Genomic DNA, 14001 nt, shown 5'->3' with positions numbered 1-14001 from the left:
CTGCAGACCATGGGGGAAACGTGGCAGTCGCCGCCGATACACGCCCGTCCCGCGCCACGACGGCCGGGCCGCCGGGCGCCCGCCCGATCGCACCCGTCCCGCCCGGGACGCCGGCCGATCCGGACCGCCGGCAGCGCAACGTCCGCGCCCGCCTCGCGTACGCGCGGTGCGGCGCCACCACCGGCCCGCTGCGACCGCCCCGCCGCCCCGACGCGGCGGTCGAGTTCCGCCCCACCGCCTCGGTCGCCGCGCGGCTGGTCCTGACCCTGCTGGTGCTCGTCAACAGCGCCGCCGGCCTGGTCTTCGTCGGCTGGCTGCTGCTGCCCCAGCACGTGCCCGGGCCCGGCGTCGTCGGGCTCGGCGGCTGGCAGACCGTCGCCGCCCGGCTCGCGTTCTGCGTCGTCGTCGGCGTCGAGCTGATCCGCCTGGCCCAGAACGTGGTGGTCTGGGTCTTCGCCTACCACGCCCGGGATCCGGTGCCCGTCGACCCGCCGGTCGGCCTGCGGGTCGCCCTGCTCACCACGATCGTGCCGAGCAAGGAGCCGATCGAGGTCGCCGAGCGGACACTGCGCCGGCTGCGGGAGATCGTCTACTGCGGGCACGTCGACGTGTGGATCCTCGACGAGGGCGACGACCCGGCGGTCCGGGCGATGGCCGCGCGGCTGGGCGTCCGCCACTTCACCCGCAAGGGCCGGCCCGAGTACAACCGGCCCGGCGGCGAGTTCCGGGCCCGGACCAAGTCCGGCAACCACAACGCCTGGCGGGCCGAGCACGAGCACCGCTACGACGTGGTCGCGAACGTCGACCCGGACCACGTGCCGCTGCCGAACTTCCTGGAACGCACGCTCGGCTACTTCCGCGACCCGGACGTCGCGTTCGTGGTGACCCCCCAGGTGTACGGCAACATGCACCAGAACTTCGTCGCCCACGGCGCCTCGGTGCAGCAGTACCTCTACAACGGGCTGATCGCCCGCGGCGGCAACGGACTGGACGCGCCGCTGCTGACCGGCACCGGGCACCTCTACCGCCCGGCGGCCTGGCGGACCATCGGCGGCTACCAGGACTCGATCATCGAGGACCACCTCACCAGCATCCGCGTGCACGCCGCCGTCAACCCGGCCACCGGCAACCGGTGGAAGGGCGTCTACACCCCGGACGTGGTGGCGCTCGGCGAGGGACCGACCTCCTGGGCGGACTACTTCAACCAGCAGAAGCGCTGGGCGGCCGGGATCTGCGAGATCCTGCTCCGCTGCGAGCTGCGTACGCCGCGCGAGCTGCCGTCCCGCCGCCGCTGGCAGTACCGCCTGCTCCAGTTCTACTACCCGAGCGTGGCGGTGAGCCTGCTGCTGGGTAACGCCGCCACCGCGCTCTACCTGCTGACCGGTGTCGACGCGGGCCGGCTCGACCCGCAGGTCTGGGCGACGCTGTGGGGCTCCACCGTCGGCACCTGGTTCCTGCTCTGGCTGTGGTTGCGCCGCTTCAACATCGCCCCGCACGAGCGGGAGGAGGTGGGCATGGCCGGCATGGCGCTCGCCCTGTTCGCCGGACCGGTGTACGTGGCCGCCGCGGCGGGCGCGCTGCTGCGCCGCAAGCTCGGCTTCGTGGTCACCGCCAAGGGCGCGCTGCGCACCGTCGAGTCGGCGCGTACGTTCCGGCTGCACCTGTGCTGGGCGCTCGCCGCCGCCGGGCTGCTCGCGGCGAGCTTCGCGCTGGATCACGACTACCCGCTGCTGCGGGTCTGGCCGGTGCTGACGCTGCTGACCGGGCTCGCGCCACCGCTGATCTCCTGGGTGGAGAGTCTGCGGGCCCGCCGGGACCGGGCCGCCGAAGCGGCGCGGGAACCGCAGGTGGTGCCCCGGACCGTGACCGAGGGCGGTGTGCCGTGCTGAGGCCGACGCTGCCCCGGATGGGCCTGGCGCTGGCCGGGTTGCTGCTGCTCGCGTACGCCTTCGTGGTGGCGCCGGGCGCGTGGCGCGACCCGGCCACCGACGTCGCGGCGCGACAGCCCGCCCCGGCGACGCCGCAGGCGAGCACCGATGTGCCGGCGGCGGTCGCGCCGAGCCCGCGCGGCGGCCCGTTCCCGCCGGCCGGGCAGGCGTTCTTCGGCGTGATGACCGACAAGGGACCGTACGACTTCGCGCCGGTCGACAGGTTCGCCGAGGCGGCCGGGCGCGCGCCGCAGGTGATGCTCTTCGGCGCGGACTGGGCGTCGGCCGCGTTCGACCGGAGCCTGTTCGACCGGATCGCCGAGCGGGGCATGATGCCGATGCTCGGCTGGGAGCCGTGGGACCACACGGTCGACAAGGCGGCCCGCCGTACCGAGCTGACCGACAGGCAGATCGACCGGCTGCGCGCCACCCAGCCGGACTACCGGCTGTCCCGCATCGCGCGCGGCGACTTCGACGCGTACCTGCGCTCCTGGGCCGACGGCGTGCGGTCGCTGGGCTACCCGGTCGCGATCCGCTTCGCGCACGAGATGAACGGCGACTGGTACCCCTGGTGCGAGCGGGCCAACGGCAACCGCCCCGGCGACTACGTCCGGGCCTGGCGGCACGTCCACGACGTCTTCGCCGAGGCCGGCGCCACGAACGTCACCTGGGTGTGGAGCCCGAACGCCCGCTGGGACAAGACGACCGCCGGGCTCACCGGGCTCTACCCGGGCGACGAGTACGTCGACTGGGTGGGCGTCACCGGCTACTACGGCAGCGGCGCGTTCACCAAGACGTACTGGTCGTTCGACCAGATCTTCGGCCCGACGATCGCGGAGATCCGCAAGGTCACCGGCAAGCCGCTCGTGGTCACCGAGACCGGCGCCGCCGACGCCGCCGGGCACAAGGCGCGGTGGATCCGGGACACGTTCCGCGCCCTGCCCCGCTATCCGGGCCTGATCGGGCTGATCTGGTTCGAGGTGGACAAGGAGAAGGACTGGCGCATCGCCGGCTCACCGGCGGCGGCGACCGCGTTCGCCGAGGCGGTGGCCGCCGAGCGCTACGACGTCACCTGGTCGCCGGCGGTGCGGCCGCGTACCGGGATCTGATCCCGGCCCGCGCTCCATGTCGGACGGTGGGGCTACCCTCCACGATCATGGACGAGAGAGATCAATTCCGGCGGGCGGCGATCGAGCAGGGCGTGCCCGAGGACGAGGTGGCCCGCTTCGCGGAGCTGATCCGGTTCCCGATCCACGCCTGGCAGCGCGAGGAGGGTGTGCACGTCGGGCGGCGGGGCGGGCGGCCGCGGCTGCCGGTGGGCATGCCGTGGCCCACGTGCTCGGAGGGCTTCCCGTTGCCGTTCCTGCTCCGGCTCGACTGCGCGGCGCTGCCCCGGGTTCCCGGCCTCGCCCTGCCGGCCGACGGCACGCTGCTGTTCTTCCTCGACCAGGAGAGCGCACTGGACGCCTGCGGCATCGAGCCCGAGCAGGAGTTCGCGCGGGTCGTGTACGTCCCGGCCGGCGCCGAGACGGCCGACGGTGAGTACGTCGTGCCCGCCGACACCGAGATGGAGCCGTTCCTCGCCCCCGAGCACGAGATGTACGCGGGGCTCCAGGCGGAGCTGCCGGACTGGCTCGACCGCTCGGAGGAGTGGCTGTGCGACACCCAGATCCAGCTCCTGCGCGACATGCCGCACCGCAAGGAGATGAGCGCGCTGGTCGAGCAGCTCTGGCCGGAGCGGAACTGGCACCTGCCGGACGACGTCTTCGTCGGCGGCTACACCCTCTCGGCGCAGGATCCGCCCGAGGCGATCATGATGGACCCGGAGCGGGTTCAGCAGCTGTGGTCCCTGCCCCGCGCGGAGCGGATGGAGGCCCGGTACGAGGAACAGCAGCGGGTGATGCGCGAATGGGTGCCGCTGGCCCAGTTCGGCGTGCCGGACGAGGAGTACGTCAACGCGCGGTTCCTGATCCGCCACGACGACCTCGCCGCCCGGCGGTTCGACAGGGTGCTGTCCTTCTGCGAGTTCACCGAGTGACAGCCGGAACGGCTCACACCAGGGTGCGGACCGCCCGCAGCGCCGCCTCCACGTCCTGCTCGCCGTTGGCGATCGTCGCGCCGAAGCGCAGGTAGGACGGCCGGTAGGGGGTGCTGCTTGCGACCACCCCGGCCGACCGCAGCCGGTCCACCGCCCGGTCCGGCGGCACGCCCGGCACCTCGCAGCAGACCACCCCGGCGGACAGGTCGGCGGCGCGCGGCGTGACCAGCCGGACGCCCCGGATCCCGGCCAGCCCCTCCTTGAGGCGGCCGGCCAGCTCCCGGGTGCGTTCGGCGACCCGGGCCGGGCCGATGCGCCGGTGGAACGTGAACGCGTCGGCGAGCGCCCACCGGTGCTCGAAGCTGTGGTATCCGCCGGGCGTGTGCGCCTGGCCCGGCGGCACGGGCGCCCCGCCGGTCCCGCCGGCCATCCAACGCCCGATGGCCCGCCCGTCGAAGGTCGGGACCACCGGCGTCATCCGGGCCCACGCCCGCTCGGCGGCCCAGACCAGGCCGGTGCCGCGCGGCCCGAGCAGCCACTTGTGGCAGCCGGAGACGAGCACGTCGCAGCCGAGCTGCTCGGGTGTGGAGGCGTCGGCACCGAAGCCGTGCACCGCGTCGAGGCAGAGCAACGCCTCGGGGCTGCGCTCGCGGACCGCCTCGGCCAGCCGGCGTACCGGCAGTTTCACGCCGGTGCTGGAGTGCACCCAGGTCAGCGCCACCACCCGGGTGCGGGGCGTGAGCGCCGCGGTCAGCCCGGCGACCATCTCGTCCTCCGTGGCCGTGGCGGCGTCCCGGTAGAGGCGGGCCCGGCGCACGGTCACCCCGTCGCGTTCGGCGCGCAACCGCAGCGACTCGTGCGTGGCGTAGAAGTCGTGCTCGGTGGTCAGCACCTCCTCGCCCGCTCGCAGCCGGATCGCGCTGTAGACCAGGCCGAGGCCCATGGTGGTGGAGTCGGTGAGCGCTATCTGCTCCGGCCGGGTGCCGAGGTGCCCGGCCGCCGCGTCCAGCACCGCGCGGTCCAGCCGTTCCTCGTGGAGCCCCAGGTAGCCCGAGGCGTCCCGGTCGAGGCCGGCGCGGTGGACCGCCACGGCGGCCCGTACCGGTGCCGGGTGCGGGGCGAAGACGAACGTGGCCAGGTGTGCCCGGGAGTGGTCGAGCGCGAACTGGGCGCGGACGCTGTCCCAACTGGCCGGATCCAGGGCGGGCGCGTCGTCCGGCGCCGCGGTCCCGCCCGCCGGGCGGTCCGGCTCGCAGCCGGTGGCCAGGCCGGTGACGCCGGCCGCCGCCGTCGCGCCGAGCAGGTGCCGCCGGGTCAGGTGCCGTCGCCTCGGGTGCATGGGGCAATCGTCCGCCGTGCATGTCACGGCCGGGTCACTGCCGGGGGACCGGTGATTTCACCGATGCGCACCGGCGGCAGGGCATCGATGCTGACGCATGTCGATGTAATTCCGGCGCAAGGAGTGACCGACGTGCCCACCACCACCCGTTCCCGTACCCCCGTCCGTGCCCTCGCCCGCCTCGCCGTGGCCGCGCTGCTCGCCACCGGCGGCGCCCTCGCCGTCCCGGCGGCGGCGAGCGCGGCAAGCCCTTACGAGCGCGGCCCGGCGCCCACGAACGCCATCCTGGAGGCCAGCCGCGGCCCGTTCGCCACCTCGTCGATAAACGTCTCCTCGCTGAGCGTGACCGGCTTCGGCGGCGGCGTCATCTACTACCCGACCAGCACCGCCGAGGGCACCTTCGGCGCGGTCGCCATCTCGCCGGGCTACACCGCCTCCTGGTCCAGCCTGAGCTGGCTCGGTCCCCGGATCGCCTCGCACGGCTTCGTGGTCATCGGCATCGAGACCATCACCCGGCTGGACCAGCCGGACAGCCGGGGCCGCCAGCTCCTGGCCGCGCTGGACTACCTGACCCAGCGCAGCTCGGTGCGGGGCCGGATCGACTCGTCCCGGCTCGCCGTGGCCGGGCACTCGATGGGCGGTGGCGGCAGCCTGGAGGCGGCGGCGGCCCGGCCGTCGTTGCAGGCCGCCGTCCCGCTCGCTCCGTGGAACCTGGACAAGACCTGGTCCGAGGTACGGGTGCCGACGCTCATCATCGGCGGCGAGAGCGACAGCGTGGCGCCGGTGGCGACCCACTCGATCCCGTTCTACAACAGCATCCCGTCGTCGTCGGAGAAGGCGTACCTCGAGCTGAACAACGCGAGCCACTTCTTCCCGCAGACGACGAACACGCCGACGGCGAAGCAGACGGTGGCCTGGCTGAAGCGGTTCGTCGACGACGACACCCGCTACGAGCAGTTCCTCTGCCCGGGCCCGACCGGGTCGGCGATCCAGGAGTACCGCAACACCTGCCCCAGCTCCTGATCCCCTCCGCTCCCGGGGTGGCCGCCACGGCGGTCACCCCGGGAGCGCGTCCGCCTCTTTTCCGGCGGGTTGCCCATCTGTGACACTGCATGAATGGTTTCTGCATCGACAGTGCATATAGACCTGTGGGGCCGGGACGACGAGTGCGACGCGATCCGCCGGCTCCTCGACCGCGACGACGGCGGTGCGCTGCTGTTCCACGGGCCGCCGGGCTCCGGGCGCAGCGCCCTGCTGGCGTACGCCCGCAGGTGGGCGGGGGAGCGCGCGGTGCTCGCCGGCGCCGGCCTGGCCGACGAGGCGACACTGCCCTACGCCGGGCTGCACCGCCTGCTCGACCCGGTGCTGGACGCGGACACCGCACTCCCGGTGCGGCAACGCCGGCTGTTGCGACGCGCGCTCGGCGGCGACGGGTGCCCGGCCGAGCAGCGCCTGGCCCTGGCCGCCGCGGTGCGGTCCCTGCTCGCCGCCGTCGCGGCGGACCGGCCGTTGCTGTGCACGGTGGACGACCTCGACACCGGCGATCCGCAGAGCGCCTGGACCCTGGCGGTGGTGGCGCGCCGGCTGCGCCGGCTGCCGGTGGCGATGCTGCTGACCGCCACCGCACCGGCCACCGTCGACGGCGTACCGGCCCACCGGCTGCGCCCGCTGGACGCCCACGAGTGCCACGCGATGCTCGCCGGCCTGCGGGAGCGGCCGCCCGTGGCGGTGGCCACGGCGCTGGCCGCGCTCAGCCGGGGCAGCCCGGCGGCGCTGGCCGACCTGGCCGGCACGCTCACCCCGGCCCAGTGGCGGGGCGAGGCGCCGCTGCCCGGCACGCCGCCGGTGGACGGCTCGCTCGCCGCCGCGTACCGGGCCCGCCTGGACCGGCTGCCCGTCCCGACCCGGCGGATGGTGCTGCTCGCCGCGCTCGACCCCGGCGACGACCCGGCCACGCTGGTCCGCGCCGCGTGGGCGGCCGGGCTCACCGTCGAGGCGCTCGCCCCCGCCGAAGCGGCCGGGCTGCTGCGTACCGGGCCCGGCGGGGTGACGTTCCCGCACCCGCTCGCCCGCACGATGATCACCGCCGTCGCGCCGCTCGCCGACCTGCGCGCGGCGCACCTGCTGCTGGCCGGCACGCTCGCCGAGGGCACGCTGGGCCGGGCGCTGCGTCACGCCACCGCCGCCGACTGCCCGGCCGACGTGCTCGCCGCCGAGCTGACCGCGGCGGTCGACGAGGTGCCGGACCGCGCCGCCGCCGCGGTCGTGCTGCGCCGGGCCGCCGAGCTGAGCCCCGACCCGGGGCGCGCGGCCGAGCTGACCATCGCGGCGGCGCGGTGCGCCTGGACCGCCGGCGACCCGGACCGGGCCCGGGGGCTGCTACGAGGGGTGACCGCCGGGCCGCCTGCCGGTGGCCGGGCCGACCTGCTCCGCGGCGAGATGCAACTGCGCTGCGACGCGCCCGCCGCCGCGGTCGCCACGCTGCTGGCCGCCGCCGACGCGGTCGCGCCGGCCGACCGGCGGGCCGCGCTGCTGGCGCTGGTCCGGGCCGGCGAGGCCATCTGCGTCACCGGCGACCAGTACCGGTACGCCGAGGTGGCCCGCCGGGCCGAGGCGCTGCGGCGGCCCGGCGACCCGCCCGACCTCGACCTGCCGGCCACGTTCGCCACCGGCGTCGGCGCGACGCTGCGCGGCGACCACGCCCGTGGTGGGCCGGCGCTGCGCCGCGTCGTCGTCCTCGGCGGCCGGTTGACCGGTCCCGCGCTCACCCCCGGCGCGCTCGTCTGCGCCGCCGCGGCCGCCCTGCTCGTCGCCGTGGACGGTCCCGCGCACCGGCTCGCCGGCCGGGCGGTCGAGGTGGCCCGCTCGCGCGGCGAGCTGTCCCTGCTGCCCCGGGCGCTGGAACTGCGGGCGGTCGCCGAGTACTGGCTGGGCCGGCACGAGGCCGCGGCCCAGACCGCCCGCGAGGGCGTGCGCGCCGCCCGCGCCACCGGTCAGCACGTCTGCGCCCAGGTGCACCTCGGCATCCTCGCCGTGCTGGCCGCGGTCCGCGCCGACCGGGACGCCGCGCTGGCCCGGATCGCCGAGATCGGCGACGGGGCCGCACCGGGCAGCCGGCCCGACGCGTACGCCCGGTGGGCGCTCGGCGTGCTGGACCTGATCGACGGCCGGTACGCCGACGCGGTGGCCCGGCTGTCCGCGCTGGCCCGCACCGGCACCGGCCGGGGGCAGGTGCTCGTCCAGGTGATGGCCACCCCGTACCTCGTCGAGGCCGCCGCCCACGACGGCGGGCGGCCGGCCGCCGCGCTCGCCGTGTTCGACCACTGGGCCAGCAGCACGGCGAGCCCGTCGCGGCGGGCGCTCGCAGCGCGCTGCCGGGCGCTGCTCGCGCCGCGCGGCGGCCCGGAGGCCGAACGGGAGTTCCACGCGGCGCTGCGGCTGCACCCGGCCGACACCGACCGGTTCGAGCGCGCCCGCACCGAGCTGCTGTTCGGCCGCGAGCTGCGCCGCCGGCGCCGGCCCCGGGACGCCCGGGCGCACCTGCACCGGGCCCGGGAGGCGTTCACGCTGCTCGGCGCCACCGTGTGGGCCGACCGTGCGGGGGAGGAACTGCGCGCGGCGGGGGAGTCGGTCGGGCCGGTGCGGCACGGCCCGGAGCAGTTGCTGACCGGGCAGCAGCTGCACATCGCCCGGCTGGTCGCGGAAGGGGCGACCAACCGGGAGATCGCCACCCGGATGTGCCTGTCCACCCGGACCGTCGACCACCACCTGCGCAACGTCTTCCACCGGCTGGGCGTGCGCTCGCGTACCGAACTGGCCCGCCTGCTGTCCTGACCGTGCGCCGACCTCGGGGCCCGCGTGGCGTCGGCCGCCGCCCGGCCGGGCGGCGCCGGCTCAGCGCAGTGCGGCCACCGCGGCGTCCGCGCCGCCGCGCCACAGCACGCCGGCCTCGGTGAAGCCCGCCGCGCGCAGCGCGTCCAGGTGCCAGGCCGCGGGCGGGTTCCACTCCGGGCTGTGCCCGGTCGGGTAGATCTGCCGCCGCTTCTCCACCAGCGGCCCGAGCACCGGATCGTCGGCTGCCCGCTCCCACCAGTCCGACCAGGACAGCGCCGCGCCCGCGCGGTGCCGGGCCGCCCGCAGTTTGCCCGCCCGCGTGTGCAGCCGGTCGGTCAGCGTCGGCAGCGCCTCGTCGGGCATGTGGTCGGCGTTGACGAACACGCCGCCGGGGCGCAGCACGTCGCGGATCTCGCCGTACAGCCGCGCGAGGCGCGGGCCGTCGAGCCAGTGCAGGGCGGTCGCGGTGAGCACGGCGTCGTAGTCGCGGTGCGGCAGCGCGGCGGCCCAGTCGGACCGGTTGAGGTCGGCGGTCACCACAGCGGCCCGCCCGGCCAGCGCCGCCTCGGCGAGGGTGAGCAGCACCGGGTCGAGGTCGAGCACCGTCACCTCGGCGTCGGGCCGGCGGGCCAGTGTCCGCAGGCTGATCGATCCGGTGCCGCCCGCGAGGTCGAGGACGCGTGGCGGCCGGTCGCCGGCGACCGCCTCGACGGCGTCGAGCATCGCGGCGAAGCGGTGCTCCCGGTCGGGCAGGTACGCCTCCTGCTGCCGGTCCCAGCTCTCCTGCCAGGCCCGCACATCCAAGTCGTAAGGAGTCATGCCGCTCACGATAGTTACCGATACGCGACCCTGTCGAGACTTGTTGCCAGGGTTTTGCAATAAGCCTGCGCCGTCCCGGTGGCGTCACCGGCGCCGGACGTCCGGCGGGCCGACGGTGACGAGGCGGTGACGCGCGCTGCGGCAGGGTCGCGGCACGACGACGGCACCGTTCGAGGGGGCTGCATGATCAGGACGATGCTCCGGCTGCGCGCGCGCCCCGGCTGCGAGCCCGCGGTCGGGCCGGCCTTCGAGACGGTCGCCGGGCAGCTCGGCGCACTTCCCGGCAACCTGCGGCACGAGCTGCTGCGCGACGCCCTCGACCCGCGCGGCTTCGTCGTCGTCACCGAGTGGGCCGACGACGCGGCGCTGCGCGCGTACCGGCGGGGGCCGGTGGCGGCCCGCCTGGCCGACCTGCTCCGGCCGCTGACCGAGCCGGACGGCGACCCCGGCTACCCGCTGATGCGCGAGACCGGGGACGGGACGGGTCCGGTCTACGTGGACGTCGAGCTCACCGTGCCGCGCGACCGGCTCGCCGAGTTCCACAGCGGCTACCCCGAGGTGGTCCGGCGGATGGCCGCGATACCCGGCTACCGCCGCGAGCAGTTACTGCGCGAACCCGGCTCGGACATCCACCACATCTTCGCCGAGTGGGACGGCGCCGCGCCGTTCCTCGCCTGGATCGGCGACCCGGCCCACGCCTCGGCGCAGGCCGGACCGATCGCACCGTTCCTTCTCGACATCCGGCGCCGGCTGTTCCACGTCGTGCCCGACGCGGACGATCGCCGACACCCCACCACGGGCTGGGAGGCCGACGTGCACAGGACAACAGACGTACTCGTCGTCGGGGCGGGGCCCACCGGGCTGACCGCCGCCGTCGAACTGGCCCGGCGGGGCATCGACTGCCTGGTGATCGACAAACAGGTCACCCCGCCCGGCCACGCCGACAAGGCGATCGGCGTGCACTGCCGCACCATGGAGATCTGGGAGGAACAGGGCGTCGTCCGGGACGCCATGGACGCCGGCATCTGGCTCACCGGCAACATGGTCTTCGTCAACGGCGAGCAGACCCACCGGATGAGCTGGGAACTGCCCGGCCTGCCGTACGCCCACCTCGGCCTGCCCCAGTACGAGACCGAGCGGATCCTCACCGACCGGCTGGCCACGCTCGGGGTGCGTCCGCAGCGCGGCGCCGAACTCGTCGACTTCACCCAGGACGCCGACGGCGTGACCGCCACCGTCCGCACCGCCGACGGCGGCACCGAGACGGTACGCGCGGCGTACCTGGTCGGCGCCGACGGCGCGCACAGCCGGGTACGGGAGCGGCTCGGGCTCACCTTCACCGGCGGACTGGGCCGGTTCCCGCAGCTGTTCATGCTGGTGGACGTCGACGTCGACTGGGACATGCCGGACGGGCACCTGCTGCGGTTCCTGCACATGACCGACGGGCAGATGGACGGGATGCTGGTCTGCGTACCGCTGCGTGGCGCGCACCGCTACCGCATCGCCACCCTCGCGCCGCCCCGCTTCTTCGCCCAGACCGGCGGGCGCGACGCCCCGCCCGGCTTCAGCGAGGAACTCGACGAGCCGACCATCGACGACGTGCAGGCCGCGCTGGACCGCCTCGCGCCACCAGGCACCCGGGCGAGCAACCTGCGCTGGTCCTCGGTGTTCCGGATCAGCCACGGCATCGTCGACCGCTACCGCGACGGCCGCGTGTTCGTCGCCGGGGACGCCGCCCACCTGCACCCGCCCGCCGGCGGGCAGGGCATGAACACCGGCATCCAGGACACCTGGAACCTGGCGTGGAAGCTGGCCCTGGCGGTACGCGGGCTCGCCGCGCCCGGCCTGCTGGACAGCTACGAGACCGAGCGGCGCCCGGAGGGCGAGGAGATCGTCGGCCGCGCGGTCCGGATGGCCGGCACCGAGGAGGTGGACCGCGCCGACCTGGAACGGCAGTTCCTCCAGGAGATGTCGATGCTGCTCAGCTACGCCGGCAGCCCGCTGGTCGGGGAGACCGTCGCCGACCCGGCCGCGCTCGGTGACGCGCCCCGCCCCGGCGACATCGCGCCCGACGTCGACGGGCTGCGCCGGCGCGGCGTCGGGCACCCGCTGCGGCTGCGCGACCTCACCCGGGGCACCCGGCACACGCTGCTGCTCTACGCCGACCGCACAGCCGGCGCGGGGGAACTGGCCGCGCTGACCGGCCTGTGCGCCGACGCGCGCCGGCTCACCGGCGGCGAACTCGAGGCGTACCTGCTGCTGGACCCGGACGCCGACGAACCGCGACTGCTCGACCCGCCGGTGGTGCGCGACGCCGAGCGCCGCTTCCGCGGCGCGTACGGCCTGGCCGGCACCGGCCTGTACCTGATCCGCCCGGACGGGCACATCGGGTTCCGGGGCGCGCCGGTCGATCCGGACGCGCTGCGCAAGCACCTGCACCTGGTCTTCGGGAGCGTCCGGTGAGCCGGGTCCGGACCGTGCTGTCGATGCGGACCCGGGAAGGCTGCGAGGAGCGCTTCGAGGCGGAGTGGCTCACCGCCGCCGAACAGATCCGCACGCTGGACGGCTGCCTGCACCAGGACCTGGTCCGTGACGCCGACGACCCGCGCAGTTACCTGATCATCAGCGACTGGGCGGACCGCGAGCGGCTCGACGCGTTCGGCCGCAGCACGCACCGGGACCGGCTGCTGAGCATCATCCGTGAGCTGCGTGAGTCCGCCGACCGGCACACCTACCAGGTGCTGCACAGCGTGGCCGGCGAGCCGGGGGAGGGGCGATGACCGACGACGTGATGCCGGCGAGCGAGCTCTACACCGACGGGTTCGCGGCCGATCCGTACCCCGCGCTGGCGCGGCTGCGCGCGGAGCGGCCGGTCTGCCCGGTCGGCTCGCCGCGCTTCGACTCCTGGCTGATCACCCGATTCGACGACGCCCGCACCGCGCTGACCGACCCGCGCCTGTCCAAGGATCTGTACGGCCCGGGGCAGCACTACCTGAAGATCTTCGGCCCGAACTCCGAGGGCCTGAACCGCAACATGCTCAACTCCGACCCGCCGGAGCACACCCGGCTGCGCCGGGTGGTGTCGCAGGCGTTCGCGCCGCGGCGGATCGAGGCGCTGCGCCCCCGGATCGCGTCGACCGTCGAACAGCTCATCGACAAGATGGCGCCGCACGGCGAGGCGGACCTGATGCACGAGTTCGCCATCCCGCTGCCGATGACTGTCATCTGCGAGCTGCTCGGCGTGCCGCCGGCCGACCACGACCGGGTGCTCGACTGGACCCAGGTGATCCGCACCTCCGGCTCCACCAGCCGGCCGCCGGCGCAGGAACGCGCCGCGGTGCAGGAGGCCCAGCTCCGGCTGCACCACTACCTGGCCGGGCTGGTCCGCGCCAAACGCGACGACCCGGCCGACGACATCATCGGCGCGCTCATCAAGGCCGTCGACCGGGACGGGACGCTGTCCGAGGCGGAACTGGTCACCACCACGTTCCTGCTGCTGTTCGCCGGGCACCAGACCACCGCCGACTTCCTCGGCAACGCCGTGCTGGCCCTGCTCACCCACCCCGAGCAGATGGAACTGCTGCGCGACTCGCCCCGCCTGCTGCCCGCCGCGATCGAGGAACTGCTGCGCTTCGACGGGCCGCTGCCCGTGGCCAGCCCGCGTATCGCCACCGAGGACGTCGACTACCAGGGCGTCCGCATCCCGCGCGGCGCGATCGTCGGGGTGGCGATCAACGCGGCCAACCACGACCCGGCGCACTTCGCCGACCCGGACCGGCTGGACCTGCGCCGGGTCCGGGGCCCGCACCTCGGGTTCGGGCACGGCGTCCACTACTGCCTGGGCGTCTCACTGGCCCGGATGGAGGCCGAACTCGCGCTCGGCGCGCTGCTGCGCCGGCTGCCCGGACTGCGTCTCGGCGTGCCGCTCGCCGAGGTGCGCCGGCTCCCCGCCGCCTCGCCGTTCCGCGGCCTGCTGGAACTGCCCGTCACCTTCACCGCCTGACGGCGCCGCCGCCTCGCGCCGCCGCCCCCGTCGCAATCAT

Annotated in this window: 10 protein-coding genes; 8 read left to right on the top strand and 2 right to left on the bottom strand. The window is 75.3% G+C overall.

Annotated features, from left to right (window positions below):
* Positions 1 to 20 precede the first annotated feature (20 nt).
* Genes NMK34_RS18045 through NMK34_RS18035 form a run of 3 tightly spaced genes read left to right on the top strand, consistent with a single transcriptional unit; the run spans position 21 to position 3966 of the window.
* Entirely contained in the window at positions 21 to 1889 is a 1869-nt protein-coding gene (locus NMK34_RS18045; protein WP_318334410.1) for a glycosyltransferase family 2 protein, read from the top strand.
* Positions 1883 to 3037 (top strand): glycoside hydrolase family 26 protein, encoded by a 1155-nt coding sequence (locus NMK34_RS18040; protein WP_318334409.1) that lies wholly within the window; start codon positions 1883 to 1885, stop codon positions 3035 to 3037. Before NMK34_RS18045 ends, NMK34_RS18040 begins: the two co-directional genes overlap by 7 nt.
* A gap of 47 nt (positions 3038 to 3084) precedes the next feature.
* Positions 3085 to 3966, top strand: coding sequence for a YwqG family protein (locus tag NMK34_RS18035; RefSeq protein WP_318334408.1), 882 nt, complete (start codon positions 3085 to 3087; stop codon positions 3964 to 3966).
* Positions 3967 to 3979: 13 nt separating this feature from the next.
* On the opposite strand, the gene NMK34_RS18030 is transcribed toward NMK34_RS18035, so the two are convergent.
* On the bottom strand, positions 3980 to 5305 hold the full coding sequence (locus tag NMK34_RS18030) for an aminotransferase class V-fold PLP-dependent enzyme (RefSeq protein WP_318334407.1): 1326 nt from the start codon (positions 5303 to 5305) through the stop codon (positions 3980 to 3982).
* 132 nt (positions 5306 to 5437) lie between these two features.
* On the opposite strand from NMK34_RS18030, the gene NMK34_RS18025 reads away from it, so the two are divergent.
* Both NMK34_RS18025 and NMK34_RS18020 read left to right on the top strand, forming a co-directional pair.
* Positions 5438 to 6328, top strand: coding sequence for an alpha/beta hydrolase (locus NMK34_RS18025; RefSeq protein ID WP_318334406.1), 891 nt, complete (start codon positions 5438 to 5440; stop codon positions 6326 to 6328).
* Between the two features lie 93 nt (positions 6329 to 6421).
* On the top strand, positions 6422 to 9139 hold the full coding sequence (locus tag NMK34_RS18020; protein ID WP_318334405.1) for a LuxR family transcriptional regulator: 2718 nt from the start codon (positions 6422 to 6424) through the stop codon (positions 9137 to 9139).
* Between the two features lie 60 nt (positions 9140 to 9199).
* Here NMK34_RS18020 and NMK34_RS18015 read toward each other — a convergent pair whose 3' ends face one another.
* A complete protein-coding gene (locus NMK34_RS18015; RefSeq protein WP_318334404.1) occupies positions 9200 to 9958 on the bottom strand; it encodes a class I SAM-dependent methyltransferase in 759 nt (252 codons plus the stop codon).
* 183 nt (positions 9959 to 10141) lie between these two features.
* On the opposite strand from NMK34_RS18015, the gene NMK34_RS18010 reads away from it, so the two are divergent.
* Genes NMK34_RS18010 through NMK34_RS18000 form a run of 3 tightly spaced genes read left to right on the top strand, consistent with a single transcriptional unit; the run spans position 10142 to position 13961 of the window.
* Entirely contained in the window at positions 10142 to 12421 is a 2280-nt protein-coding gene (locus NMK34_RS18010) for an FAD-dependent oxidoreductase (protein WP_318334403.1), read from the top strand.
* A complete protein-coding gene (locus tag NMK34_RS18005) occupies positions 12418 to 12738 on the top strand; it encodes a putative quinol monooxygenase (RefSeq protein WP_120569519.1) in 321 nt (106 codons plus the stop codon). Before NMK34_RS18010 ends, NMK34_RS18005 begins: the two co-directional genes overlap by 4 nt.
* Positions 12735 to 13961, top strand: coding sequence for a cytochrome P450 (locus tag NMK34_RS18000; RefSeq protein WP_318334402.1), 1227 nt, complete (start codon positions 12735 to 12737; stop codon positions 13959 to 13961). The genes NMK34_RS18005 and NMK34_RS18000 overlap by 4 nt, the downstream gene beginning before the upstream one ends.
* The last annotated feature ends 40 nt before the right edge of the window (positions 13962 to 14001 follow it).

Origin of the sequence: Micromonospora sp. BRA006-A, from assembly GCF_033433935.1 — a bacterium.
GTDB lineage: Bacteria > Actinomycetota > Actinomycetes > Mycobacteriales > Micromonosporaceae > Micromonospora > Micromonospora aurantiaca.
Note: the sequence above shows the minus strand (reverse complement) of the source record. Positions and strands in the feature narration are given on the sequence as shown.